The sequence below is a fragment of the Lacrimispora indolis DSM 755 genome (assembly GCF_000526995.1).
GTDB classification, from domain to species: Bacteria; Bacillota; Clostridia; order Lachnospirales; family Lachnospiraceae; genus Lacrimispora; species Lacrimispora indolis.
In genome coordinates, this window is sequence record NZ_AZUI01000001.1 from 2,634,607 (window position 1) to 2,660,059 (window position 25,453).

23 protein-coding genes are annotated in these 25,453 nt (G+C 45.4%); 19 read left to right on the top strand and 4 right to left on the bottom strand.

Annotation, left to right across the window (positions count from 1 at the left end):
- The first annotated feature begins 104 nt into the window (after nt 1-104).
- The 12 genes from K401_RS0112655 to K401_RS0112715 all read left to right on the top strand — a co-directional run bounded on the left by K401_RS0112655 (nt 105) and on the right by K401_RS0112715 (nt 14,186).
- Nucleotides 105-947 (top strand): carbohydrate ABC transporter permease, encoded by an 843-nt coding sequence (locus K401_RS0112655; RefSeq protein WP_024293296.1) that lies wholly within the window; start codon nt 105-107, stop codon nt 945-947.
- Nucleotides 947-1,816 (top strand): carbohydrate ABC transporter permease, encoded by an 870-nt coding sequence (locus K401_RS0112660; RefSeq protein WP_024293297.1) that lies wholly within the window; start codon nt 947-949, stop codon nt 1,814-1,816. Before K401_RS0112655 ends, K401_RS0112660 begins: the two co-directional genes overlap by 1 nt.
- A gap of 66 nt (nt 1,817-1,882) precedes the next feature.
- On the top strand, nt 1,883-3,361 hold the full coding sequence (gene malQ, locus K401_RS0112665; RefSeq protein ID WP_024293298.1) for a 4-alpha-glucanotransferase: 1,479 nt from the start codon (nt 1,883-1,885) through the stop codon (nt 3,359-3,361).
- Between the two features lie 22 nt (nt 3,362-3,383).
- Complete coding sequence (locus K401_RS0112670) at nt 3,384-4,415, top strand: LacI family DNA-binding transcriptional regulator (protein ID WP_024293299.1); 1,032 nt, start codon at nt 3,384-3,386, stop codon at nt 4,413-4,415.
- A 176-nt stretch (nt 4,416-4,591) separates the two neighbouring features.
- Nucleotides 4,592-5,566 (top strand): helix-turn-helix domain-containing protein, encoded by a 975-nt coding sequence (locus K401_RS0112680; protein WP_024293300.1) that lies wholly within the window; start codon nt 4,592-4,594, stop codon nt 5,564-5,566.
- A 151-nt stretch (nt 5,567-5,717) separates the two neighbouring features.
- Nucleotides 5,718-6,647, top strand: a complete 930-nt coding sequence (locus K401_RS0112685) for an ABC transporter permease (protein WP_024293301.1) — start codon at nt 5,718-5,720, stop codon at nt 6,645-6,647.
- A complete protein-coding gene (locus tag K401_RS0112690) occupies nt 6,648-7,448 on the top strand; it encodes an ABC transporter permease (RefSeq protein ID WP_024293302.1) in 801 nt (266 codons plus the stop codon).
- On the top strand, nt 7,445-8,239 hold the full coding sequence (locus tag K401_RS0112695; RefSeq protein WP_242842306.1) for an ATP-binding cassette domain-containing protein: 795 nt from the start codon (nt 7,445-7,447) through the stop codon (nt 8,237-8,239). Before K401_RS0112690 ends, K401_RS0112695 begins: the two co-directional genes overlap by 4 nt.
- Nucleotides 8,224-8,955: an ATP-binding cassette domain-containing protein gene (locus K401_RS0112700; RefSeq protein ID WP_242837820.1), complete on the top strand. Its 732-nt coding sequence runs from the start codon at nt 8,224-8,226 to the stop codon at nt 8,953-8,955. The genes K401_RS0112695 and K401_RS0112700 overlap by 16 nt, the downstream gene beginning before the upstream one ends.
- A gap of 1 nt (nt 8,956) precedes the next feature.
- Nucleotides 8,957-10,567 (top strand): nickel ABC transporter substrate-binding protein, encoded by a 1,611-nt coding sequence (locus K401_RS0112705; protein WP_024293305.1) that lies wholly within the window; start codon nt 8,957-8,959, stop codon nt 10,565-10,567.
- Between the two features lie 135 nt (nt 10,568-10,702).
- Complete coding sequence (locus K401_RS0112710) at nt 10,703-12,442, top strand: ABC transporter ATP-binding protein (protein WP_024293306.1); 1,740 nt, start codon at nt 10,703-10,705, stop codon at nt 12,440-12,442.
- A 13-nt stretch (nt 12,443-12,455) separates the two neighbouring features.
- Nucleotides 12,456-14,186: an ABC transporter ATP-binding protein gene (locus K401_RS0112715; protein WP_024293307.1), complete on the top strand. Its 1,731-nt coding sequence runs from the start codon at nt 12,456-12,458 to the stop codon at nt 14,184-14,186.
- A 156-nt stretch (nt 14,187-14,342) separates the two neighbouring features.
- Here the strand turns inward: K401_RS0112715 and K401_RS0112725 are convergent, their stop codons facing one another.
- Entirely contained in the window at nt 14,343-15,056 is a 714-nt protein-coding gene (locus tag K401_RS0112725) for a hypothetical protein (RefSeq protein WP_024293308.1), read from the bottom strand.
- 504 nt (nt 15,057-15,560) lie between these two features.
- On the opposite strand from K401_RS0112725, the gene K401_RS0112735 reads away from it, so the two are divergent.
- Together K401_RS0112735 and K401_RS0112740 are read left to right on the top strand one after the other, a co-directional pair.
- Complete coding sequence (locus K401_RS0112735; RefSeq protein WP_024293310.1) at nt 15,561-15,935, top strand: nuclear transport factor 2 family protein; 375 nt, start codon at nt 15,561-15,563, stop codon at nt 15,933-15,935.
- Between the two features lie 134 nt (nt 15,936-16,069).
- Nucleotides 16,070-16,681: a helix-turn-helix domain-containing protein gene (locus tag K401_RS0112740; RefSeq protein ID WP_024293311.1), complete on the top strand. Its 612-nt coding sequence runs from the start codon at nt 16,070-16,072 to the stop codon at nt 16,679-16,681.
- 80 nt (nt 16,682-16,761) lie between these two features.
- On the opposite strand, the gene K401_RS0112745 is transcribed toward K401_RS0112740, so the two are convergent.
- Nucleotides 16,762-17,016 (bottom strand): hypothetical protein, encoded by a 255-nt coding sequence (locus K401_RS0112745; RefSeq protein WP_024293312.1) that lies wholly within the window; start codon nt 17,014-17,016, stop codon nt 16,762-16,764.
- Between the two features lie 779 nt (nt 17,017-17,795).
- Between K401_RS0112745 and K401_RS0112750 the strand changes: the two genes are divergently transcribed.
- Complete coding sequence (locus K401_RS0112750) at nt 17,796-18,326, top strand: HD domain-containing protein (protein WP_024293313.1); 531 nt, start codon at nt 17,796-17,798, stop codon at nt 18,324-18,326.
- Between the two features lie 78 nt (nt 18,327-18,404).
- On the opposite strand, the gene K401_RS0112755 is transcribed toward K401_RS0112750, so the two are convergent.
- The gene (locus tag K401_RS0112755) at nt 18,405-18,878 is read right to left on the bottom strand and encodes a methylglyoxal synthase (protein ID WP_024293314.1); all 474 of its coding nucleotides are present in this window, start codon (nt 18,876-18,878) and stop codon (nt 18,405-18,407) included.
- A gap of 52 nt (nt 18,879-18,930) precedes the next feature.
- Nucleotides 18,931-20,130 (bottom strand): AfsR/SARP family transcriptional regulator, encoded by a 1,200-nt coding sequence (locus K401_RS0112760; RefSeq protein ID WP_084492873.1) that lies wholly within the window; start codon nt 20,128-20,130, stop codon nt 18,931-18,933.
- A 144-nt stretch (nt 20,131-20,274) separates the two neighbouring features.
- Here K401_RS0112760 and srtB point away from each other — a divergent pair, with 144 nt between their 5' ends.
- The 4 genes from srtB (at nt 20,275) to K401_RS0112780 (ending at nt 25,256) form a co-directional block, all read left to right on the top strand.
- Nucleotides 20,275-21,030, top strand: a complete 756-nt coding sequence (gene srtB / locus K401_RS0112765; RefSeq protein WP_024293316.1) for a class B sortase — start codon at nt 20,275-20,277, stop codon at nt 21,028-21,030.
- Nucleotides 21,031-21,298: 268 nt separating this feature from the next.
- Nucleotides 21,299-22,654 (top strand): phosphoglucosamine mutase, encoded by a 1,356-nt coding sequence (glmM, locus tag K401_RS0112770; protein ID WP_024293317.1) that lies wholly within the window; start codon nt 21,299-21,301, stop codon nt 22,652-22,654.
- 159 nt (nt 22,655-22,813) lie between these two features.
- Entirely contained in the window at nt 22,814-24,106 is a 1,293-nt protein-coding gene (locus K401_RS0112775; protein ID WP_024293318.1) for a 5-bromo-4-chloroindolyl phosphate hydrolysis family protein, read from the top strand.
- On the top strand, nt 24,099-25,256 hold the full coding sequence (locus K401_RS0112780; RefSeq protein ID WP_024293319.1) for a toxic anion resistance protein: 1,158 nt from the start codon (nt 24,099-24,101) through the stop codon (nt 25,254-25,256). The genes K401_RS0112775 and K401_RS0112780 overlap by 8 nt, the downstream gene beginning before the upstream one ends.
- The last annotated feature ends 197 nt before the right edge of the window (nt 25,257-25,453 follow it).

Consider the following 25,453-nt stretch of genomic DNA (forward strand, 5'->3'; position numbering starts at 1 on the left):
GATGTCTCACCCATTTTTCAAACACGCCCTGGAAAACACCTTGGGCTCCGGCTTATGGGAGGTTTTTGCCAAAACAGAGAAAGCGTTATAGAAGGAGAGCTGCTATGCAAAAGTCAATGAAACGGTACTTTCCAATATTTGTTCTTCCGACACTGGCCGCGTTTACCATTGCATTTCTGTACCCGTTTGTCATGGGCATTTATTTGTCCTTTACAGAATTCACTACGGTAAAGGATGCGTCCTGGGTGGGGATTTCAAATTATAAAAAAATATTTTTGGACAGGAATTTTATCAATGCCCTGATATTTACCGTGAAGTTCACGGTTGTGTCCGTTGTTACCATTAATACCCTGGGATTTCTGCTGGCCTATGTGCTCACAAGAGGAATCAAGGGGACCAACCTGTTTAGGACTGTGTTTTTTATGCCAAACTTAATCGGCGGCATTGTCCTTGGTTATATCTGGCAGCTTCTGTTAAATGGAATCCTTGCCAAGTTTGGAGTCACACTTTCCTTCAGCGCCGAGTACGGCTTTTGGGGTCTGGTGATCTTAATGAACTGGCAGCTGATCGGATATATGATGATCATCTACATTGCAGGACTTCAAAATGTTCCCGGAGAGCTGATTGAAGCTGCAAGAATTGACGGAGCCACCAGATCCCAGATTTTAAAGCGTATCATGATCCCAATGGTCATGCCGTCCTTTACCATCTGCCTGTTTCTGACCCTGACAAATTCCTTTAAGCTGTTTGACCAGAACCTGGCATTGACGGCTGGAGGACCTGGAAGGCAGACCAGCATGCTGGCCCTTGATATTTACAACACCTTTTACGGCAGAGTTGGCTGGGAAGGGGTAGGCCAGGCAAAGGCTACGGTGTTCTTTCTTATGGTTGCGGTCATTTCCCTGACCCAGCTTTCATTAACACGGCGTAAGGAGGTGGAGAACTGATGAGCAGAAAGGGAAAAAATACGGAAGTCCAGCAAATGGAGGTAGGAAAAACCACGGGAACGCTCCTTACGGCTGCTTTGTCGGTCCTGTCCCTGGCGTTTTTATTTCCCGTTGTCCTGGTTTTCATGAACTCCTTTAAGAGCAAGCTGTTTATCAGTGATGCGCCGTTTCAGTTTCCAAAAGCAGGCACTTATGTAGGGCTTGCCAACTATGTGGAAGGCATCCGGAAAACAGGGCTTTTCCCGGCCTTTGGCAGGTCCCTGTTCATTACGGTAGCTTCCGTGGCAGTGATCATCCTGTTCACATCCATGACGGCCTGGTATCTGATCAGGGTGAAATCTGCATTTACCGGTATCTTGTATTATGTATTCGTATTTGCAATGATCGTGCCCTTTCAGATGGTCATGTTTACCATGTCAAAGACAGCCAATGACTTATACTTAAACTCCATATACGGCCTGGTGCTTCTTTACTTAGGTTTTGGAGCCGGTCAGGCGGTGTTTTTATTCTGCGGTTTTGTAAAGGCTATTCCACTTGAGATCGAAGAGGCGGCGATGATTGACGGCTGTTCTCCCATTCAGACTTATTTTCATGTGGTATTTCCTATGTTAAGGCCTACGGCGGTGACCGTTGCCATCTTAAATGCCATGTGGATTTGGAATGATTATTTACTTCCAAGCTTGATTCTTCCCCAGGAAAAAGGTACAATACCAATGGTTATTCAGAATTTAAAGGGCGGATACGGCTCCATTGATATGGGGGCCATGATGGCAATGCTGGTTCTGGCCATCTTTCCTATTATTGTTTTTTATTTGAGCTGTCAGAAATACATCATAAAGGGCGTGGCCGCAGGCGCGGTAAAGGGCTAGGGTGTGTTTGAAAAATGGCAATGAATTTTCAAACACGCCCTGGAAACTAGATAAAGGAGACTGATTATGCGGGAATGTGGTATGTTGCTTCCGGTTGCAAGCCTTCCGTCAAAGTACGGAATCGGGGCATTTTCAAAAGAGGCATATGAATTTATTGATTTATTAAAAAAAGCAGGGCAGCAGTACTGGCAGATACTTCCCTTAGGCCCCACCGGCTATGGGGATTCTCCTTACCAGTCATTCTCCGCATTTGCGGGAAATCCTTATTTTATTGATCTGGATGAGCTGGTCAAAGAGGGACTGCTCACTACAGAAGAATGTGAGGCAATGGATTTTGGAAATGATCCCAGGGATATTGATTACGGAAAAATATACGATAACCGTTTTCCCCTGTTGAGAAAGGCTTATGAGCGGTGGAAGGACCAGGGGCATAAGCCGGAGGAGCCGGGAAAGCTTCTTGGAGAGGAAACGGCCGGGTACTGCTTTTACATGGCGGTTAAGGATCATTTTAAAGGGAAGAGCTGGATCCATTGGGATGAGGACATCCGCCTTAGAAGGGCTGAGGCAGTTTCCCGGTATGAAAGCCGGCTTTCAGATGAGATCGGATTTTATGGCTTCCTTCAGATGAAGTTTGAGGAGCAATGGAGCCGGTTAAAGTCCTATGCCAGGGAGCAGGGGATCCGGATCATCGGAGATATTCCAATCTATGTTGCATTTGACAGTGCGGATTCCTGGTTCCATCCGGAGCTGTTTCAGTTTAATGAAAACTGTGAGCCTGTTGCCGTGGCCGGCTGTCCGCCGGACGGATTTTCCACCACAGGACAGCTGTGGGGAAATCCCCTTTACCGTTGGGCATACCATGGGGAAACCGGGTATGAATGGTGGATGAAGCGCATGGAATACAGCTTCCGCCTTTATGATGTGGTGAGAGTGGATCATTTCCGCGGCTTTGATGAGTATTATTCCATTCCTGCAGGAAGCGAGAACGCTATCCATGGGGTTTGGGAAAAAGGGCCTGGAATCGATATTTTCAGACGAATGGGGGAAAAGTTCGGAAAACTGGATATCATAGCAGAAGATCTTGGATTTTTGACTCCGTCGGTTTTAAAGCTGGTAAAGGATACGGGATTTCCAGGAATGAAGGTGCTGGAATTCGCCTTTGATTCCAGAGAGGAAAGTGATTATCTGCCTCACAATTACACGCCAAACTGCGTGGTATATACGGGGACCCATGACAACAATACCATCAGAGGGTGGTATGAAGACTTATCACTTAAGGACCGGCAGTTTTCCATTGACTACATGAATAACGGAAAGACGCCCAGGGAAGAGATCCACTGGGATTTTATCCGCCTTGCATTGGCAAGCGTTGCCAGACTGGCTGTGATTCCGGTCCAGGATTATCTGGGACTTGGCGTGGAGGCCAGGATCAATGAGCCCTCCACCCTGGGAAAAAACTGGAGATGGCGTATGGTTTCCGGGGAAATTACAGAAGAGCTTTTAGAAAAATGCAGAAAAACAGCCAGGCTTTACGGCAGGGCATGACGAAAGGGGATGAGTATTTCTGATGGGCTCCATAAACATTAAGGATATAGCCAGATTATGCGGGGTGGGTGTCAGCACCGTGTCCCGGGCCATTAACAACCATCCGGATATCAATCCGGAGACAAAAGATATGATCATGCAGGTAATTAAGGAAAACAACTATATTCCCAACAATAGTGCCCGGAATCTAAAGCGTACCGATTCCAGAGCCATTGCGGTGTTGATCAAAGGAATCGGCAATCCCTTTTTCAGCAAGATGATCCGCGTCTTTGAGGAGGAGATCCAGAAAAAGAAATACTCATTTATCCTGCAGCGTGTGGATGAGCAGGAGGATGAGGTAGACGTGGCTTTGGAGCTGATCAAGGAAAAAAAGCCAAGGGGGATCGTATTCCTTGGGGGATATTTTTCCCACAGCAAAGAGGAACTGGAACAGCTGACCGTTCCTTATGTCTTAAGTACCATCGGAATAGCGGAGTACTTAGGGGAATCTCCTGATTTTTCCTGCGTATCCGTAGATGACTACGGGGAAAGCTATAAAATGACGGATTACTTATGTAAACTAGGTCATAAAAAGATCCTGATCCTGACCGCTGCCTCTGACGACGAGAGCATCGGCCGCCTCCGTCTGGAAGGATATAAAAAGGCTCTTGCAGACAACGGCATCACCCCTTCCCCCCCCCTGATGGTTTTTTCAGATGAATGCGAGGAATGCTATACCATGGACAACGGGTACCGGATGATGAACCGGGTTTTAAGAGAAAACCGGGAATTTACGGCTGTGTACGCCATTTCAGACAGCATTGCCATCGGCGCCTGCAAGGCCATCTTTGAACATGGAGGCAGGATCCCTGAGGACTATTGTGTGGCCGGGTATGACGGGCTTGATATTGCCCGCTATTATAATCCTTCCATCACAACCATCCGCCAGCCGGTAGAGGAGATGGCAAGGGCAACCATTAAGATTTTGTTTGATGTGATCAAAAATAAGGCCAGTCATCAGAAAATGGTATTTAAGGCGGAACTGGTAGAGGGAGAATCTACCAGAAGGATATGATTGAAAAAATAGCCCAATGGGATCGGCGTGGCAATGCTGTTCCATTGGGCTTTATTTTTATTCTTTTTATACCCGACAGTGAAAAGTTTTAGGTTGCAATGGACGGGAAGCCTGAAAAATGATATGCTGTCATTGGTTAGTCATACCTAATTAAAATAGAACAAAGGTGATATCCCATGATGAATCATAAGAAGATTACGGATTTCTTTGATCCGGAAGTACAAAAAACGGCAAGCGAAGACGGCTGTTCCATATATAAGATGCAAAACGAAACCGGAGAGGGAGTGATTACACGATACGAAATACTGCCCGGTATTGAATTGTTTTATAATGATTTTCACATGGGGGATGGACAAAATAAAAACAAGCTCCCACATCCGGATGTGCTTGAAATCAATCACTGCAGGGAAGGACGGTTTGAGTGTGTTTTCAGTAATGGAGACTGCCAATATGTGGGAGCAGGGGATCTTGCGATCAACCGGCTGACAAACGAAACCGTGTCTACGTCCTTTCCCTTGTCCCACTATCATGGTATTTCCATAACAATTGATTTGAATCAGGCAGTGGTTACAATGGAGCAGGTCGAACATGTGCTGGGCGGACTGCATATCGACCTGCGTCAGATCGAGAAGCGCCTTTGCCGGAAAGATACCTGCTATGTTCTCCGGGGGCAAAGCAATGTTGATCATATTTTTTCAGAGCTGTACAGGGTCACTCCCAAAATGATCGCTCATTATTTGAAGGTGAAAGTATTGGAATTACTCATGTTTCTTAATGACGTCCAGGTTGACGAGTACCCGGAAGAACGGCGGTATTTTTCCAGGAATCAGGTGCAGGTGGTGAAGCAGATACAGGCATACATGACCGCTGACTTGCAAAAGCACTACACCTTGCAGGAAATATCAAAAAAATTTGATATTCCTCTTACCTCGATGAAGGTGTGCTTTAAAGGCGTATACGGCTCCTCCATTTATTCTTATATGAAATCCTACCGCATTCAGGCAGCCACCATTTTGCTTCGGGAAACAACGGACAGCATCACAGAGATTTCCATGAAAATGGGCTATGATAATCCCAGTAAGTTTTCCGAGGTATTTAAAAAGGAAGTTGGAGAGCTGCCGTCTGAATTCAGAAAGAAGTTGTCCAAATAGAGGGGGATTGGTCTTTTCAGAGTAGCACCAAAACCCAGAATATTATATACTCTCGTCTGTGTGTGCAGATGATAGGAGAGCGCCTCGCAGCGCTCTTTCTTTTTGATAATAAGTTAGCTGTACCTAACTAAAATTCGGGAGTGGTCAGTATATGAGAAAATACATACTAAGAAAACTATTTGAGCTGATTTTTACTTTGTTTTTTGTGACGCTGCTTTCGTTTCTTCTGATGCGGCTGTCCCCTGTGGATCCGGCGGCTGCTTATGCAAAACGAATGATAGGAAGTCCCACTCAGGAACAAATTGAGACAATACGGGTCCTGTTAGGTTTTGATAGGCCTTTGTTGGTTCAATATGGGCGCTGGGTAATGAATTTGCTTCATTTTGACCTGGGAACTTCTCTGGCAAACGGTCATGATGTATGGACGGATATTGCAACGGCCTTTCCCAAAACACTGGAAATTGTTTTTTTAGCATCCATATTTCAGGTTATTCTCATTGCAGCCGTAAGCTGCATTGCCTTTTTACTGCCCTGGAAGGCTCCGAAGACTGCTTTAAGGGTGATCTGTATTTTAGGAGTATCGGTTCCGTCCTTTTATTTGGCAACCGTTTACCTGGATTATTTTGCAGTCCAAAAATCATTGATTTCTGTGGCGGGCAACACAAGCTTTCTCAGCTATCTATCTCCTGCAATCTGTATTGGCGTATTTGGAGCGTCTTTTTATACTCCTATGCTCATGGATGCGTTAGAGCATGAAAGCAATGAGGATTATGGGTTTTATGCCCGCTGCCGCGGCTTGTCGGAAAGCCGGCTTCTGTTTTTTCATTTCCTTCCCCGTGCAGCAGTTGGTTTAATTCCTAATTTTCTTCAAAGCATTGGGCTGGCCCTGGCTAATGCGACGATTATTGAACAAATTTTTTCGATTCCTGGCTTTGGTTATTTGATTGTGAACCACGTGCTGGACCGTGATACGCCCATGATCCATGCAGAAGTATTATTTCTGGCCATGGCAATTGCTCTTTGCAATATTTCAGCGGATCTGATCCAGTTGGTCATTCATGGGAAAAGGGAGGTGGCTTAAATGGGAATAAAAAAAACTGCTGAGTACATCTCTTTTATTTTACCTGTGCTTGTGATCGCATTCTTTTTCACCGGCTTTCTCCTTGCGCCAAATAATCCCATGGAATCCAATCTTCTTGTAAGATTTCAGGCACCATGCGCCGGGTATCCCTTTGGAACCGATCAATTAGGCCGGTGCATTTACTCCCGGATCCTATATGGAGGCTGGACGACGCTGGGCATTGTATTAGGCGGCTCTGTGATTGTCTTTGCGGCTGGGACTGTCATGGGTATGGCAACCAGCCGGGCGGTGATAAGGGAAAATGCTTTAACTGACGGGCTGATCAATGGGGTTACAGCCATTCCTCCAATTGCATACCTGATCGTTTTTATAGGGGCCTGGGGAAGCGGCGCCAAAACTACCCTGTTTGCCTTAACGGTCTCCTACGTGCTGCGCTACATAAAGCTGGTCCGCACCCGTACGGACATGGAAATGGGAAAAGCCTATGTCATGTGTGCCGTTGCCTCCGGAGCTTCCAGGCTCAGAATCTTAGCTGTTCATATTTTCCCTAACCTGGCCTCAGAGATGGTACGTTTCCTGTGTCTGTCTTGTGCGGATATGATTCTGGCAATTACGGGATTCTCCTTCATCGGATTAGGCTTGGGTGACAATGCTGTGGATTGGGGCAGCATGATCCTGGATGCAAGAGGGGCGTTGATCCTTCGTCCGGCCATGATTTTGTATCCCATGGGCGTGGTTATTCTGTCGACCCTCTGCTTTAATATTTTAGGCAGACGGCTGACAAAAAAGGAGGTGACATGATGCTTAAAATCAACCAGTTAAGTGTAAAGGAAAAGTCAGGCCGCCTTCTTCTGGATCAGGTGTCCATGGAAATACCTTCCGCCACAATTACCGGGCTGACAGGCCATAGCGGTTCAGGAAAGACCACATTGCTGCGGACCGTATTTGGGATGCTTCATGGAAATTGCCAGATCAGCAACGGGCAGATCCTTTTAGATGATGGGGATTTATCCCTCCTTTCCCGTAAACAGCATCGTGATCTGCGGGGGAAAAAAATTGGCTTTATACCACAGACCCCCATGACCGCATTTGACAGCCGTCTGAAAATCGGATATCAAATACAGGAGACCTTTCAGAAACGGCTGCACATGAACAGATGGGCAGCGGCTGATCTTGCAAGGAAAAAGCTGGCCTTGGTGAACTTAAAAGACACAGAACGGGTTTTGAACGCCTATCCGTCAGAGCTTTCAGGAGGAATGCTTCAAAGAGTGGCCGCCGCCATTCTGCTTGGAATGTCACCGGACTATATTCTCGCAGACGAACCCACTGGGGCTCTTGATGAAGAAAACAGGGATCTGCTGCTGGAGGTGATGAGAGTACAGATGAAGGATAAGGGGATCCTGCTTGTGTCCCATGATGTGGAGGCCCTTTCCAGGCTTTGCAGCAGGGTATATGTGATGGGGGGCGGAAAAGTAATGGAACAGGGCAGAATGGAGCAATTATTATCAGTGCCAAAGACAGGCTGGATGAAGGAGTTTTCCAGTCTGAGTTCAAGGGAAAGCCAGGGGGAATGGAAATGGGAGAAATCGTAATACAAAATGTCAGCCAGATTTATCACAGCAAAACCCAGGGAGACTTCCATGCCCTGTCAAATATTGACCTGCGGCTTAAAAAAGGTGAAAATCTGGCTATAGAAGGAGAAAGCGGTTCCGGTAAAAGCACCCTGGCAAGGCTGCTGGTGGGCCTGGAAAAGCCATCTGCCGGCAGGATCCTGATAGACGGAGAAAATATTTTAAATTGGAATTACGGGGAATGGAAAAGGCACCGCAAAAAGATACAGGCAGTATTCCAGGATTCCTCCGGCACCTTGAATCCGGCAAGATCAGCATTTTCCAATGTTGAGGAGGGGTTGATTAATTTGACTGACTATAACCGGAAAGAGCGGAAGCAGCGGATCTATGATCTGATGGCAGCGGTTCATATGGATCACAAACTGCTTCACACTCCTGTGCGCCGGCTTTCAGGGGGAGAACAGCGCCGCCTGTCACTGCTTCGCGCCATTGCTGTTGAGCCTGATTATTTAATCATGGACGAGGTGACAAGCGGTCTTGACCTGATTTCAGCCGATGCCGTGCTTACCTTAGTGGAAAACTCTGCAAAGCTGCACCTCTGTTCCTGCATTTTCATTACTCACAGCCGGAAAGATGCTATGAGGATTTCTGACAGAATCGTGATTATGGGGGAGGGAAGGATTGTAGAACAGGGTCATCTGATTAAACATATTTCAAAGCAGAAAGGATTAGGATAACATGATAAATACCTGTAAAAAAATTTTAAAAACAGCTCTTGGCGGCGCTATTCTGGCACTTTGCCTGGGGGGCTGCGGCCAACATGCCAATGCTCTTGACAAAGGTTCTGAATCCGGCAGCAAGATACTTACGATCTGCACTGCAAAAGAACTGGACAGCCTGACTACTCTGACCATGAACAAGGAGAATAACATCGCCTGCGGACTTGTATATGAAACCCTGGCAGAGTATGAGAACGGAGAGATCGTTCCTGGACTGGCTGAGGAATGGAGCTGGGATGAGACCAACACGGTCCTCACCTTTAAGCTGCGCAGGGGCGTTGCCTTTACGGATGGAACCGCTTTTCATGCTGAAAGTGTAAAGGCGATTCTGGAATTCAATAAGTCTAATACCAATTTCAGCGGCATCAAGGGCATCTATAATATTCAAAGCGTGGAAGTAGTTGATGAATATACCGTTGCAGTTCATTATGAAGCTCCCTGCTTTTCCTACATCAACGATTTCTGCTTCCAGAATGTTGCAGGCATGATGTCTCCCAAGGTCTTTGAAGCAGGCAACTTCCAGACCTTTCAGGATGTGGTGGGGACAGGCCCTTATGTGCGGGCTGAGATGATTTCCGGCGACTGCACCCGTTTTGTAAGGAATGAGAATTATTGGGGAGAAGCTCCGTTTTATGATGAGATTGTTGTCAAATATATCCCGGAGGCCTCTTCCCGTCTCCAGGCCCTGCAAACAGGCGAAGTGGACTTAATCTATGGTGCGGATCTGATTACTTATGATGATTATAATCAGGCAATGACTCTGGATGGGATTTCCGGTGAGATCAATGAAGGCAGTACCTTAACCCGGAATCTGGTGCTGAACGCCTCCGGCCCCATGCTCAGCGATAAGAGGGTCCGGGAAGCGATCGCCTATGGGGTGAACAAGCAGGAGATCACCCAGGGACTTACCTATGGCTATGAAACTCCGGCAGCAGCTTTATTCAGCAAAGGCGCGCCTTATACTGACATTGAATATAACATTGCAAGAGAAACTGATTTGGAAAAGGCCAATGCCTTGCTGGATGAAGCGGGCTGGATGAGGAATGAGAGTACCGGCTTCAGGGAAAAGGACGGGGAAACCCTGAGACTTCGCTATACCTATTGGACAGATCTATCCCTTGCACAGGAAATGGCTCTGGCCATAAAGACTCAGCTGGCTAAAGTCGGCATTAATGTGGAAACTACCGGCCAGGATCAGATGACATGGTGGACAGAAGGCGTTGCCGGAAACTATGATATTACCACCTGGAATACGGAAGGCTCCTACACGGAACCTCACAAATACCTTCAGGAATCCCTTGGCGCGGATCCTCATGCCGTTTCTTTGCAGGCATTGGACAGCTTTGAAGAATATTCCGCGGCAGTCAATCAGTTCTCCACAACCGCGGAACCGGATGCAGTACAGGAAGCAATCAGGACGGCTCTGAACATTTCCAACGACAATGTGATTGATCTGCCTATTTCCTATTCAAAGGAGCTGGTAGTGTACCGCACTGCCAAAATCGCAGGATATACTTTTTCCAGTGTTCCCCAGTTCTTTGATGTGAGCAATGTAAAGCCTGTTCAGTAGAATGAAATTTCTTGTCTAAACGGGGGGACCGGCAGCCTGATCAGAGTGGCAGGAAAACATGGAACAGCTATAATAAAGGTTGGTTAGATACAGTTAACTGACCTTTATTTTTTATAGAAAAGGAGCGAATATACAATGGATAAAAAACAAAATCCAATGTCCAGGCTGATGGAACTTGCAGCTCCCTGCAAGAATAAATATGTTCTTTCAGTCATTTTAGCGATCCTGGGTGTTTTTACAGGACTCGCACCGTTTTTTGCTGTTTCAAAAATCGTGGTGCTGTTGATGAAGGGTGAAACTTCCGTTTCTGCCTATATGGAGTGGTGCGGGGCTGCCGGTGCCGGTTTTCTGGCAAAGGTCTGCTTTTCCAATCTTTCCACCTTTGTATCCCATACCGCGACCTTTGAAACCCTGGCCCAAATCCGCCTTCAGCTGGCGGACAAGCTTACCAGGGTTCCCATGGGATATATGATCAACACTCCTTCCGGGCAGCTGAAAAACATTTTGGTTGACAGGGTGGAGGGGATGGAAACCACCCTTGCTCATCTGATTCCGGAGTTGACGGCAAACCTTTGTATTCCTGTATGTATTTTTGTTTATTTACTGTTCCAAGACTGGAGAATGGCCCTCGCTTCCCTGGTGACACTGCCCGCAGGCATGGTCTGTTACAAAATGATGGCAAAGGGCTATGAAGAAAAATTCCGGGGACTTATGATGCGTGCCCGGAAAATGGCCAATACAGTGGTGGAATATATCGGAGGAATCGAGGTCATCAAAGCCTTTCATCAGTCCGCAGCTTCCTATGAGAAATATTCGGATGCAGTGGAGGATCATGCCTCTTATGCAGTGAACTGGATGAAAAGCGTTCAGCTTTATAAATCCATGCTGTTTACCATATGGCCCAGCGTATTGATCAGCGTTCTTCCCGTCGGCTGCATTCTGTACCGCAATGGAGATTTAAGCGTTTCGGTTTTTGTCACCTGCATTGTTTTATCCCTGGGTATTATTACCCCTGTTCTCAATGCAATGAATTTTACCGACAGCATAGCCCAGATGAAATCCGTTGTAGGCGAAATCTGCTCTGTTCTGGATGAAAAAGAGCTGGAACGGCCCACACAGCCTGTTTTGATCCATTCGTCCAATATCTCAATGGAAAATGTCTGCTTTTCCTATGAAGAAGGAACTCCGCTGATCAAAGAGGTGAACTTGTCCATTCCGGAAAGAACCGTCACGGCATTTGTAGGACCCAGCGGAGGCGGAAAATCCACCCTTACAAAGCTGATTTCCGGTTTCTGGGATGTGACCGGAGGATCGGTTACGATTGATGGCATGGACATCCGGAAAATCCCTCTGGAGCAGTTGATGGATCAGATCGCTTATATTTCGCAGGATAACTACTTATTTGATGAAACGGTTCTTGAGAATATCCGCCTGGGCAGACCTTCTTCGACAGATGAAGAGGTTTACCAGGCGGCAAGGGATTGCGGCTGTTATGATTTTATTCTGAAGTTGGAAAACGGATTTCAGACCGTTGCAGGCGGTGCCGGAGGGCATTTATCCGGTGGTGAGCGTCAGAGAATTGCCATTGCTAGGGCTGTCTTAAAGGATGCCCCTATCGTTATTCTGGATGAAGCCACTGCCTATATTGATGCCGAGAATGAGGCATTGATCCAGGAGTCCATGGCAAAGGTGATTGCCGGGAAAACAGTTCTGATGATCGCGCACCGGCTTTCTACCATCACCGATGCGGATAAAATCGTTGTGGTGAAGAACGGACAAATTGAAGGGGAAGGCACTCATGAGGAGCTGCTTCATTCCTGTCCCTTGTATCAGGGGATGTGGAAGGCCCACATGGATACTAAGGATGCTGCGTGAGGGGGTATAGAAAATGATAAGCACATTAAGAAAAATATATGGGTTCTCCGGTAAAATGCAGGGAACTATGAAAACAGCTATCTTGTTTTCGGTACTTCACTCCATCTTTGATATGATGGCTTTTGCAGCTCTTGCACTGGTTTTTTCCGGCATGATTAACGGGTTTGAAACGGCAGGGATCTGGCAGATATTTGGAATTGTATTTGCCGGTATGATCCTGAAAATCTTTTGCAGCTACATTACAGATTTTTATAAGGTGAAAATCAGCTATTTTATGTGCGGGGAAAAACGCATTCACATTGGCGGCCGTATCAAATATATGCCAATGGGTTATTTTAACGACCACAATCTTGGCAATCTCACTTCTGTCGTTACCACCACAATGGGCGATATTGAAAACAATGCCTCCATGGTCCTGACAAATATTTTAGGCGGGTATATTCACGGGGCGGTCATCACGGTCGTTATGCTCTGCATCGACTGGCGGATCGGACTGACAATTCTTTGCGGGATCATACTGTTTACCTGGTGTATCAGCAGTTTGCAGAGAAAGTCAGAAAAAATATTTCCGGAAAGGCAGGCCGCACAGGAAACCCTTGTTTCCAATGTTCTGGAGTATGTACAGGGAATGCTGATGGTGAAGTCTTTTAACCTGGGAAAGGACTCCAACAGCAGAATGAGGCAGGCCATTGAGGAAAGCAAAAACAAGAACTTAAAGCTGGAGCATTTGTTCGTTCCGTATACGGTTCTGCAGCAGGTCATTCTTTATGGAACCAGTGTTGCAGTCATGGGGGAGGCATTGATATTTTACTTAAACGGTTCTATGAGTTTACCGGTCTGCCTGTTAATGGCAGTTGCCTCGTTCATGCTTTTCGGACAGCTTCAATCCGCCGGAAATACTTCCTCTCTTCTTCGTCTGGTAGATGTTTCCATTGATAAGACGGAGGAAATAGACAAGACTCCCGTCATGGATGAATGGGGGAAACCACAGAAGCCTGAGAATTTTCACATACTCTTTGAAGACGTGTCCTTTTCTTATGGGGACCACAAGATCCTGGAACATGTAAACCTGTCCATTCCCGAAAAAACCACGACTGCTATTGTGGGTCCATCCGGCGGAGGAAAGAGTACTCTTTGTAATCTGATTGCCCGGTTCTGGGATGTGGATGAAGGAAAAATCACCATCGGCGGTATTGATGTCAAGGATTACACTTTGGACAGCCTGTTGGAAAATATCAGTCAGGTATTCCAAAAGGTCTATTTGTTTGCCGATACGATCGAAAATAACATTAAATTCGGCAGGCCGGACGCTTCTCATAAGGAAGTGGTGCTTGCCGCCAAAAGAGCCTGCTGCCATGATTTCATTATGAGCTTGCCGGATGGATACAATACCGTGATAGGGGAAGGCGGCGCAACCCTTTCAGGCGGTGAAAAGCAGAGGATCTCCATTGCCAGGGCCATTTTAAAGGATGCTCCCATCATCATTTTAGATGAGGCCACTTCCAGTGTTGATCCGGAAAATGAAAGCCTGCTGATGGGAGCCATTGCAGAACTGACGAAAAATAAGACTGTCATTATGATCGCACATCGTTTGAAAACTGTGAGAAATGCTGATCAGATTCTGGTTCTGGCTGACGGTCATATTGTACAGCAGGGCACACATGAAAAGCTGATAAACCAGGCTGGCATTTATGCCGGGTTCATTGGCTGCCGTAAAAAGGCCATTGGCTGGAAATTAAAATAGATCAGGAGTCCTGCCAAATGGAGCATATTATAAGCGAGGAGACTATTCAGAAGATAAAAAAACATTTACACCGAAATGAAAAAGAAAAAGAGCCTGCCCCAAAAGGGGCAGGCTCTTGACGCATCTCATACTGTTTGATAAGTCATGGGGCTGAACTTAAGATTCGGTATCAGCCTCAGTTCCGCCGTCTTGTATTTCCTCATCTTCAATGTTTTCCCCTTGAGGGTCAAAGGTTACATGCATCTCATTGCCAATCATGTCTTTTGCCGTGATGATTAAATTGTCTTTTTTAAGCTCAAAGGTCACACGTCCTGTACTCCGGTCAATGGACAGAGGAAGGATTTCCGGGTTTTCCTCATCAGAGCCGTAAATGGAAGAAAAGTCCACGCCTGACTGGCTGTCCTCCAAACGGAAGGTAAGAATTCCGTCCTCAGAGACCTTCTCCTTAACAGCCGGGGGTGTGTCATCTAATACATCCACCTGCTCATGTAAAACAGTTTTCATCTTGTTAAAGGATATCAGCTTTACCTCAAGTACGCCGTTGCTCGTAAGGACTGCGGTATAGGTTTTAAGGCCCGATTTCTTTATTTCAACGGGAGCACCGTCTATGGCCACTTCCATGCTTTTTACTGGAAGCAGGGATTTGATTTTAAGCTCCATGATCGTGGAAATATAATCGCTGCTTTCACTGATGGCAACCTCTCCCTTTGGTTTGGCTGTTACCAAAAAGAAGATCAGGCCATTGACAACGATGAAAGGAAGCACATAAAACAGAAGGACCGTTAGAAAACCGTTTCTTCCGGCGTCATGCCTGCTGCCGGAGCGAGTGTTCCTGCGGTTTGATCTGATTTGATTGTTATACTGATTCATACTGATTCCCTTTCCTCTGATGGTTTTTACGCCTATAAGCATATCAGAAAATGAGGGATCTTACAAGATTATCTGTTAAATCGTAATAATTTAATTTATTCTTACAAAATGCCGTGTTTATGCGTGTTTCAGGGGCATCACTTTTTCCTTTGAATGTATTTTGACTGCATAATAATAGGTTTCCAGATTGTCTGCTTTAACATCATCAAATCCAAAATGGATATGGAGGTCAAGGGTGGTTTTGATATCCATATGACCCAATAGGTCTTTGGCCTGTTTAATGTCCACTGCTGCCTCAGACAAATCACTGACTTAGGCCTGCCGCAATGTATGGAGAGAATATCATCTGCGGGAGGAGCGTCCGGCACGATCGGGAATCCTGCCGGTAATTTGATGGATCAGTGAAGAGTTTGTGGTAGAAAAGTAATACGCTGAAAACTTAATATTGATAGTTAGTGAGCTTTATTGTAGTATTGTATTAAAAAGAATTTAAGGAGAAAAATAATGGAGGTGCAGAGACTGATCACTGAGTATTGGAAGTATATTGCTGAACAAAATCCTGAAAAATTAAGGACATTCTTTCATGAAGACGCTTATGTTCGATGGCACTGCACAAACGAACATTTCAATGTTTCAGAGTTTTTAAGAGCCAACTGCGAGTATCCGGGGGATTGGAATGGCGAAGTTGAGCGAATTGAACAGGCAGGAAACATGATTATTACAGCTGTTCATGTCTGGTCAGATGAAATGTCTTTTCATGTTGTTTCTTTTTTTAAAATGGAACAGGAGAAAATTATGGCAATAGATGAATACTGGGGAGATGATGGAAAAGCGCCGCAATGGAGATTAGATAAACATATAGGAAGCCAAATAAACTAAATTTCATTTAATCAATGGGATATCCGGAACTCAAACAGAGGTAGAATGCAGCTGTTTTGGCTAACTCAACCGCTGGTTCGTTGAATATCTTATTGTGATTTGGTAGTCTAAGGGCAAGAAAGGAGGATTTCCCTATGGATCAGATTAAAATCGGAAAATTTATTGCTTCTTGCCGAAAGGAGAAAAATCTGACACAGGCTCAACTTGCCGAGAAATTAGGAATTACAGACAGAGCGATATCAAAATGGGAGACTGGAAAAAGTATGCCGGATACCGGATTGATGCCAGAACTATGTGAGCTTCTTGGAATAAGTGTTAACGAGCTGCTCAGCGGGGAAAAGTTAAATCTTATGGAAGATTACAGAAAAAATGCAGAATCAAATTTACTGGCTCTCAAAGAAATGGAGGAGACCAAAAATAGAGATCTTTTGAAGCTGGAATGGGTTATTGGGTATATGGGAACAATACCGTTTTTGGTTTTGGTTTTCATGGCGGGTTTCGGCAACGTATCGCCCGTCATTCGTGCTATTTTAATTGGGTTGGCTGTTGTCCTCTTCCTACCAGCCATCTATTTTTCCGTAAAACTGGAGCGTGATACAGGATATTATGAATGTCAACATTGCCATGAGCGATATGTGCCCACTTTAAAGCAGGTTGTGTTTGCCCCACATATGGGAAGAAACCGCTATATGAAATGTCCGAAATGTGGGAAAAAAACATATCAAATAAAAGTGCTGACAAAATAATAAACTTCCAATTTAATAATGGAGAGAGAGTTTATGTCTGACATAAAGTTGTTTTTTGTCATAAATCAGGTAAACTGAAATCAACCTAAGGTTCGGTTTTTCTCCTCTAATTTCCAGCTGCGGACACCAAACTCGGTGTTAAGTTCATACTTATTACAACATTCATTACAACGGATATTAACAACATGTTCTTCGAAACCAGGAATATTATTGTGTTCTTCTAAGATTCTGCCTTTTCCGCAAGGGCACTCATATTCATGGATTTCGGTAGTGCCAGGGCCAGCACCGTAGCCTACATGTCCCCTAAGTATTGAATTAGTTAATTTGGTTTTCATATGTTAGCCTCCATTATTACAAGTATGATAGCAAAATAATATAAAATGGAGGTAATCAAAGTATAAACTTTTTAATAATTTAATCTGATATGATCCAGTACTGTATATCAGCCAAGAAAGGAAATCCGGCTGGCACTGGTTCGATGGTGCCGGATATATGGCAAGATACACATGGAAGACCGGGTTAGACTGGGATATCTAAATGACAACGGGCCATGGCAAAAGGCAAGTGGATCATCTGGGAGGAATAACTGCACAGGGCCGCAAAAGGAGGTAGGGATATAGACACCCTACCTCTTCTGATAGTATCTCTCATACCATCGCGGTTCTCTTACACAATCTGTTCTTACTTCTTTTCTTGCCTCAGGATCACTGAAAGCAACATACTGTATTATGGGCAGCACAGCCTATTGTATCTGCCTGACAGTGAGGACAGCTATTAATGTCTTGCCCAAGGCGGCATATTCCCTGCATGCTATCACCTCCGCTTTAATTGCGCGAACATTAGTTCGGAAAGTCAAAAGGTATTATCTGGAGTAGTGGAAGCAAAAAGCAGGTGTCCGGAATCTCGAATACCTGCTTTTACATAGCAGATCATATTATTTTTAGATTGCGTTTAAGTGGTAGCAGCTGGTAAGGCTAAAAGTCATTAAAACCTTGATTCCAAGGAGAAAACCACAGTTTTATAAAGGGCTTTAAAATAAGCTCTGTTAAATCGTAATAATTTGTGATAATATATAGGAAAAATATGCCTGAAAAAGAACAAAAGGAGATTCAGTATGGTCGAGAAAGCTGTTGCATTTGCAACCAAGTCCCATGAAGGGACCTTTCGGAAAGGGACGAAGATCCCTTATATCGTCCATCCCCTGGAGACAGCAGTTATCGTTGCTTTGATGGTTACGGATGAAGAGATGATCTGCGCGGCCCTTCTTCATGATGTGGTGGAGGATTCGGGCGTTACGGAAGCGGAGCTTAAGGAAGAATTCGGACCCCGGGTGGCTGAACTGGTTATGGAAGAAACGGAAGATAAAACAAAGTGCTGGAAGGAACGTAAATGCGCTACTCTTTATCACTTGGAACAGGCTTCCAGAGAAAGCAAGATCCTTGTTCTGGCGGACAAGCTGAGCAATTTGCGGGCAACGGCAAGAGATTATTTTTTAATGGGAGATGATCTTTGGCAGCGTTTTAACGAAAAAGACAAGTTGGAGCACGCCTGGTATTATAAGGGGGTTGCAGCACGTCTCACAGGTCTTGAGGAGTTTCCGGCTTATCAGGAATACATAAAATTGTGTGAAAAGGTTTTTGGATAGAATATAAAAACATAAGAAAAAGGGGCAGGGCTTATATGTGGAAAAGCCCTGCCTCTTGTTATTCCGTATGAAAGCCCTTTACAGGGTTTTCGCCCGGTCCGCAATATTTTTGTGGAAGTTGACGATCTGATGCTCATAAGTCTCATCCATAAGGGGTGAGGTGATGATGAAATCAGCGGTTGCCCTGTTGTTAGCGATGGGGATGTCATAAACCTGGGCAATACGTAAAAGCGCTTTCACATCCGGATCATGAGGCTGTGCGGTAAGAGGGTCGGAGAAGAAGATCACCAGATCAATCCTTCCTTCCACGATCTTTGCGCCGACCTGCTGGTCTCCTCCCAAAGGACCGCTGTTATAGCCTTTTACCGGAAGGCCTGTCTGATCCGTGATCATGCGGGCTGTTGTTCCGGTACCGCAGAGGGTATGTTTTTCAAGAGCGGCCTTGTGCTCCAGGCACCATTCTATCAGCGCGCGCTTTTCGTTGTCATGAGCGATCAGTGCGATGCTTTTTTTCTTCTCCAAAGTAAGTGTGATAAAGTCATCTGTCAGCATTCTGTACCTCCTGTAAACAGTTGTTTCTATATGTATCTCTGGTCCATAAAGCTCAGTGTGGAATGATACTCTGCAGTGAATACGTAATGGAAAGGTCTTTTCTTGAATATTCCCGCTTAAAGTTCTGAATAATGCGCTTTAAAACCATTTCCCCGTTTTCATAGGTCGCCGTGGGTAAGAGCATGAGGTATTGGCTTACGCTGTACCGGCTGAAAATATCCCCCCTGCGAAGGGATTTGCGGATGGATTCCCCAAGCTCATCCATTGCCCGTGTCTGGACCGCAGGCTTTAAAAGCTCTCCCTTTAAGTTGCTGATGGTCAGAAGGCATAAGAAGATGGAATCACCAGTACGTTCGATGGCCCTTGTCTCCAGCTGGTAGATATCCCGAAATACGGAAGGTTCGCAGCAAAAAGCGCCGCTGTCCATGCCGCCTTCTGAAAGGATCTCCTGTATGGTGCTTAAATCCATGGTGATCCCATGCTTTTTGTCGCTGATAAGCTTGTATAAATCTTTAAAGCGGATAGAAGGTGTGATGGCAAATTCATTGTAGAACATGTCGGTCACATGATGATAATGCTCCATAGCCATGAGCTGGTTTCCGCTCTGGTACAGGGAGTAGATCAGGTAATAATGAGCATCCTCGCTGTAGGGGTCAATGGCAATAGCCTGCTGACATACATCGATGATGGTAGGATAATCTTTTCTTTCCTCCAGAAGGAGCAAAGTTTTTTGGATCAGTTTTTGATAGAGAGTGTGATAATAGGTATGAATGGGCACGACCCAGGATTCCCACTCAGACTTTGGAAGAAAGTTTCCCTTGTACAGGGCAAAGGCCTCAAGGCACAGGGTTAAACGGGCATCCCCGGAAAGGTCGGCGGCTTCCGATTGAATACACAGGTCTTCAAAACGGTCGGTATCACAGACTGTTATAAGATCTTTTGTCCAGCCGTAAGCCTTGCGGTTCTGGAAGACCAGCTCCTGTGTGGGATATTCCAATGGTTCCAAAAGCTTGCGGACACGGAACATTAAGGTTTTTAAGGCTCCTGCCGGATTATTGCTGCCTTCATCTTTCCAAAACAGATCAATAAGTTCTTCTACCGGAATATCCCGGCCCCGAAAGGTAATAAGATATTCCAAAAGGCTCCAGGGCTTTTTTGCCTGATTATTCTGGTCTACGATTGTCCTGTCCCCCATGGATACAGAAAATCCCCCCAGCATATTAACATGAATGATAGTTTCTTGATTTTTCATAAATGTCTCCATAATAACATTTTCTTTTATAAGTATATAGAAAAAAAGTGGAAAAGTCTAGCACTGCTTATAAAAGATTGAGATTTTTACTAAAATAATGTATACTTATAAAGGTTTAAAACAGGAAAGAAAGCGGGAATAAGCATGAAAAATAAAAAATCGGCTTTTGGCGTTCTCATTTTGGCCTTTATTTTTCTGGCTGTGGGCCTTGGAATGCTCTATTCTGATTTTCAAAAGAGAAATCATGCCAAGCAGCAGTATGAGAGTCTTGCAGAGCTTGCAAGGGAGACCAAGGCTCCTGAGACAGAGGCCAGCGCCCCGGAAGCAGAAACAAGCGCTGCTTATGTTCCTCCCATTGATTTTGAGGAGCTGAAAAAGATCAATCCGGATATTGTGGGCTGGATCAAAATTGAGGGCACGGCAATTGACTACCCCATTGTGCATACGGATAACAATGAAACTTATTTAAATACGGACTTTGAAGGCAAGAAAAGCGTGGCAGGAACCATTTACCTGGATTTTGAAAGTGAACCTGATTTTTCCGGCAGGCATAACATAATATACGGGCATCACATGAAAAACGGGACCATGTTTAAGGATATCATAAAATATAAAGATGAGGCTTTTTTTAAGGAACATCAGGATATTTTTATTTATACGCCTGAGAGAGAATACCATTTACGGCCTGTCACCGCTCTTTATACGGATGCCTCTGCCATTCGCCGGAAAACCGCATTTGAAACAGAGGAGAGCTTTCAGGCATATGTGGAGGAAATGACAAAGGAAGGCCTGTTTTTACAAAAGCCGGAAGAGCCGGTGAAACAGCTATGGTCATTTGTGACCTGCAGCTATGAGTTCAATGATGCAAGAACCATTCTATACGCCTGTGAAGTGCCTTAAGAGAAAAATCAGAAGATCATGAACATGGTACATATTATTGGAATGAAGTTCATATTTCAATAATCGGATGGACGGCAGATAAAGCATTGCCTTTTATCAGAAATCTAAAAAACGATTTCTGATAAATTATATCATGAAAACAAAAATGTTTTCATGATCGGATGGACGGCAGATAAAGCGTTGCCTTTTATCAGAAATCTAAAAAACGATTTCTGATAAATTATATTATTTTACATGATTTGCAGACTGGTGAAAAGGAGATATTATAATGGGAAAATATTTTGGAACGGACGGATTCCGGGGAGAAGCAAATGTGGAGCTGACAGTGGAGGATGCCTATAAGGTAGGACGTTTTCTGGGCTGGTACTATGGGCAGAAGAACCCTGAGGAAGTGTGCAGGATCGTCATTGGAAAAGATACAAGGCGCAGCAGCTACATGTTTGAATATTCCCTGGTGGCGGGACTTACCGCATCAGGAGCCGATGCATACTTACTTCACGTTACCACTACCCCAAGCGTATCCTATGTGGTGCGCACCGAAGGATTTTCCTGCGGAATCATGATTTCCGCCAGCCATAATCCCTATTATGACAACGGGATCAAAGTGATCAACGAAAAGGGCGAAAAGCTGGAAGAGAGCGTTATCATTGAAATTGAAAAGTATCTGGATGGGGAAATGGGAGAGCTGCCTTTGGCAAAGCGCGATAAGATCGGCCGTACTGTGGACTTTGCGGCAGGAAGAAACCGGTATATCGGCTACCTGATTTCCACAGCAACCAGATCCTTTAAGAACAAAAAGGTGGCTTTAGACTGCGCAAACGGCAGTGCATCTGCTATTGCCAAGAACGTGTTTGACGCCCTGGGAGCTGAGACTCATGTGATCAGCAATGAACCAAACGGCTTAAACATCAATACGAACTGCGGTTCCACCCATATTGAACAGCTTATGAAGTTTGTAAAAGAGGTAGGGGCTGACGTTGGCTTCGCCTATGACGGAGATGCGGACCGGTGCATTGCAGTGGATGAAAACGGAGAATTGGTGGATGGAGATGCCATCATGTACATTTGCGGTAAGTATATGAAGGAGCAGGGCACTCTTAAGAATAACAAGGTGGTTACCACCATTATGTCCAACTTCGGCTTATACAAGGCATTTGAGCGGGAAGGCATTGAATATGAGAAAACTGCAGTAGGCGATAAATATGTGTATGAAAACATGGTGACATACGGAAACTGTTTGGGCGGGGAACAGTCCGGCCACATTATTTTCAGCAAGCATGCTACCACGGGAGACGGCATCCTGACCTCCTTAAAGGTGATGGAAGTCATTCTGGAAAAGAAGGAGAGCCTTGGGAAACTGGTTTCCGAGCTTGAGATTTTTCCTCAGGTGCTAAAAAACGTCCGCGTCCACGATAAAACTGCTGCCCAGGAGGATGAGGCGGTTAAGGCTGAAGTGGAAAAGGTTGCAGAAAGCCTGGGAGACAGCGGAAGGATCCTGCTTCGCCAGTCCGGTACCGAGCCTGTTGTGCGGGTCATGGTGGAAGCTGCTGATATCCATACCTGTGAGAAATATGTGAACCAGGTGATAGAGATAATGAAAGAGAAAGGCCATCTGCTTTCCTAGAAGATTGTTAAGAGAATAGAAAGTGATCCAAAAGCCGGAAGATGCTTCCGGTTTTGGCTGCTTTCTATTTTTTTGAAAGTATGCGTAATTGTAAATCAGAACATTTCGTGATATGATAAAAGTCTGACGCAGCAAAATGTTTTTGGGAGATCAGGGAATATGGATAATAGAGAATTTTCAAATTTAGGAGACCAGATCAGGGATTCGGTGCAAAAGGCCATTGATTCCATGGATTTTAACCAGCTGAACAGAACCATATCAGATACGGTTAATTCTGCCCTGGAGGAAGCCAGGAGCCAGCTGGTAAAGGGGGCGGATTTTGGTAAGAATCCTCCGCCGGAAGGTTTTTCCAGCCAAAGAAGGGTAAGAACGGAACGATACCGGAAAACCCAATGGAAGGAAGAACCGGTTCAAGAAGGAGAACGGGAAAGCGGGCCGGGATACAAAGCGTTTCAGACCAGCCGGGATGTCCGGAGAAGAAACGGTGATGACCAGGGAGAACTGGTGCAGTTAAATCAGACAGGCCGTGTGGCAGGGATTTTGTATACGGTGTTTGGCAGCATTGGCATTGGCCTGATATTGCTGTTTCTTTTGATCGTCTGGATCGTGGCGCTGGTGGTAAAACCGGTCATCTGGGCTGTGGCAGGTTCTACCCTGTTCCTGCTCCTGTTAGGAGGCGCCTCCGGCTTCATGCTCCGTGCAGGCATATCAATCAGGGACCGGCTAAAGAGAGCCAGGATCTATGCAAAGCAGTCAGGAAAGCGGATGTACTGCAGCATTGAGGAGCTGGCGGGAAGCATCGGAAGATCACGTGATTTCGTATTAAAAGACGTTCAAAAGATGATCAAGCTGGGCATTTTTAAGCAGGCGTATTTAGATGAGCAGAAAACCTGTCTGATTTTAAGTGACAACACCTACAGACAGTATCTGGAATGTCAGAAAGCCCTTAAGGAAAGAGAGCTTGTGGAGGCCAGTGAAAAGGCAAATGAAGGGACTCCTTCCGATGAAATGAAACAGATGATGGCCGACGGCCAGAATTATTTAAGGATATTAAGGGAAGCCAATGACGCCATTCCGGGAGAGGTGATTTCTCAGAAAATTTCCAATCTGGAACAGGTGATCCGCAGGATCTTTGAATCCGTTTCCAGGCATCCAAGGCGGATTCAGGAGATGGAACGTTTTATGGAGTATTACCTTCCCACAACGGTAAAACTGGTAAATGCATACCGTGATTTTGACAGCGTGGGATCCCAGGGCGCAAATATTTCTTCCGCTAAGGCGGAGATAGAGAGAACACTTGATACCATAAACCAGGCCTTTGAGCGGCTGCTTGATGATCTTTACCAGGATGCCGCCTTGGATGTTGCCACAGATGCGTCTGTAATCCAGACCATGTTAAAAAAAGATGGCTGGGCGGAAAGCGATTTTACAGGAGGAACGAAGAATGAGTAAAGATATTGAAGAGATGTTAAAGGAAGCGCCGGGGCTGACGCTGGCTCCTCTTGAAGTCAGCGGAACGGAAGAAAACCAGCTGGTGCAAAGGCCCAGCGCTCTTAAAGCGGTGGAAGAAGTGCCTGGTGTGGACTTAACACCGGAAGAAGAAAGACAAGTAGCCGATTTTTCGGAAAAGATTGATCTAAAGGATTCCAATCTGATTCTTCAGTATGGTGCAGGCGCACAGAAAAAGATCGCTGATTTTTCCGAAGCAGCCCTTGATAATGTAAAGTCAAAGGATCTGGGCGAAGTAGGCCAGATGCTGTCAGAGGTGGTTGTGGAGCTTAAGAGCTTTGAGGTGGAAGAGGAAGAAAAGGGGCTTTTCGGCTTTTTCAAAAAAAGCGTAAACAGGGTAGAGGGCATAAAAGCCAGGTATGCAAAGGCGGAGACCAATGTAAACCAGATCTGCAAGGTCCTTCAGAATCATCAGATCCAGCTGTTAAAGGACATTGCCCTTCTGGATAAAATGTATGATTTAAATACCACGTATTTTAAAGAGCTTACCATGTATATCCTGGCGGGAAAAAGAAAACTTGCCAAGGTGCAGCAGGAAGAGCTTCCGGCACTTTTAGACCGGGCGGCCAAAAGCGGGCTTCCGGAGGACGCCCAGGCGGCCAATGACTTATCTTCCATGCTGAACCGTTTTGAAAAAAAGCTTCATGATCTGGAGCTGACCCGAATGATATCCATTCAGATGGCTCCCCAGATCCGTCTGGTCCAGAACAATGACACTTTGATGACGGAAAAGATACAGTCCACTCTGGTGAACACCATTCCTCTCTGGAAGAGCCAGATGGTTCTTGCCATTGGGATCAACCATTCCGAACAGGCTGCAAAGGCCCAGCGGGAAGTGACGGATATGACCAACGAGCTTTTAAAGAAGAATGCGGAGGTATTAAAGACCGCCACCATTCAGACGGCAAAGGAATCAGAGCGGGGAATCGTGGACATGGAGACCCTTAAGAAAACAAATGAATCCCTGATAACAACCCTTGATGAAGTGGTACGGATCCAGGCAGATGGCAGGACAAAACGCCGGGAAGCAGAGGCAGAGTTAAGCCGGATGGAAGGCGAGTTAAAATCCAAGCTTCTGGAGTTGAGCAGATAAACCGCTTATAAAGACTTGCAGCAGAAAGTTAATTTTCCTGTTGTAAGTCTTTTTTAGTCGTGCTATAATAACATAACACTTCACCGTGACACACTATCAGAGCATGGTAGGTGATTTTAATGCAAAGGAATGATGAAAGATGGGGTTAGACCTATAAAAGCCACGTTGTTCATTGTCAAGAAATACAGCGTGATTTA

Excerpts from the sequence above, each read along its gene's own strand:
- K401_RS0112705 (WP_024293305.1), top strand. The coding sequence starts at position 8,957 with ATGATAAATACCTGTAAAAAAATTTTAAAAACAGCTCTTGGCGGCGCT.
- K401_RS0112775 (WP_024293318.1), top strand. The coding sequence starts at position 22,814 with ATGGATAATAGAGAATTTTCAAATTTAGGAGACCAGATCAGGGATTCG.
- K401_RS0112780 (WP_024293319.1), top strand. The coding sequence starts at position 24,099 with ATGAGTAAAGATATTGAAGAGATGTTAAAGGAAGCGCCGGGGCTGACG.
- K401_RS0112655 (WP_024293296.1), top strand. The coding sequence starts at position 105 with ATGCAAAAGTCAATGAAACGGTACTTTCCAATATTTGTTCTTCCGACA.
- srtB (WP_024293316.1), top strand. The coding sequence starts at position 20,275 with ATGAAAAATAAAAAATCGGCTTTTGGCGTTCTCATTTTGGCCTTTATT.
- K401_RS0112660 (WP_024293297.1), top strand. The coding sequence starts at position 947 with ATGAGCAGAAAGGGAAAAAATACGGAAGTCCAGCAAATGGAGGTAGGA.
- K401_RS0112725 (WP_024293308.1), bottom strand. The coding sequence starts at position 15,056 with ATGAATCAGTATAACAATCAAATCAGATCAAACCGCAGGAACACTCGC.
- K401_RS0112690 (WP_024293302.1), top strand. The coding sequence starts at position 6,648 with ATGGGAATAAAAAAAACTGCTGAGTACATCTCTTTTATTTTACCTGTG.
- glmM (WP_024293317.1), top strand. The coding sequence starts at position 21,299 with ATGGGAAAATATTTTGGAACGGACGGATTCCGGGGAGAAGCAAATGTG.
- K401_RS0112750 (WP_024293313.1), top strand. The coding sequence starts at position 17,796 with ATGGTCGAGAAAGCTGTTGCATTTGCAACCAAGTCCCATGAAGGGACC.
- K401_RS0112680 (WP_024293300.1), top strand. The coding sequence starts at position 4,592 with ATGATGAATCATAAGAAGATTACGGATTTCTTTGATCCGGAAGTACAA.
- malQ (WP_024293298.1), top strand. The coding sequence starts at position 1,883 with ATGCGGGAATGTGGTATGTTGCTTCCGGTTGCAAGCCTTCCGTCAAAG.
- K401_RS0112685 (WP_024293301.1), top strand. The coding sequence starts at position 5,718 with ATGAGAAAATACATACTAAGAAAACTATTTGAGCTGATTTTTACTTTG.
- K401_RS0112710 (WP_024293306.1), top strand. The coding sequence starts at position 10,703 with ATGGATAAAAAACAAAATCCAATGTCCAGGCTGATGGAACTTGCAGCT.
- K401_RS0112670 (WP_024293299.1), top strand. The coding sequence starts at position 3,384 with ATGGGCTCCATAAACATTAAGGATATAGCCAGATTATGCGGGGTGGGT.
- K401_RS0112695 (WP_242842306.1), top strand. The coding sequence starts at position 7,445 with ATGATGCTTAAAATCAACCAGTTAAGTGTAAAGGAAAAGTCAGGCCGC.
- K401_RS0112760 (WP_084492873.1), bottom strand. The coding sequence starts at position 20,130 with ATGAAAAATCAAGAAACTATCATTCATGTTAATATGCTGGGGGGATTT.
- K401_RS0112740 (WP_024293311.1), top strand. The coding sequence starts at position 16,070 with ATGGATCAGATTAAAATCGGAAAATTTATTGCTTCTTGCCGAAAGGAG.
- K401_RS0112715 (WP_024293307.1), top strand. The coding sequence starts at position 12,456 with ATGATAAGCACATTAAGAAAAATATATGGGTTCTCCGGTAAAATGCAG.
- K401_RS0112745 (WP_024293312.1), bottom strand. The coding sequence starts at position 17,016 with ATGAAAACCAAATTAACTAATTCAATACTTAGGGGACATGTAGGCTAC.
- K401_RS0112755 (WP_024293314.1), bottom strand. The coding sequence starts at position 18,878 with ATGCTGACAGATGACTTTATCACACTTACTTTGGAGAAGAAAAAAAGC.
- K401_RS0112700 (WP_242837820.1), top strand. The coding sequence starts at position 8,224 with ATGGGAGAAATCGTAATACAAAATGTCAGCCAGATTTATCACAGCAAA.
- K401_RS0112735 (WP_024293310.1), top strand. The coding sequence starts at position 15,561 with ATGGAGGTGCAGAGACTGATCACTGAGTATTGGAAGTATATTGCTGAA.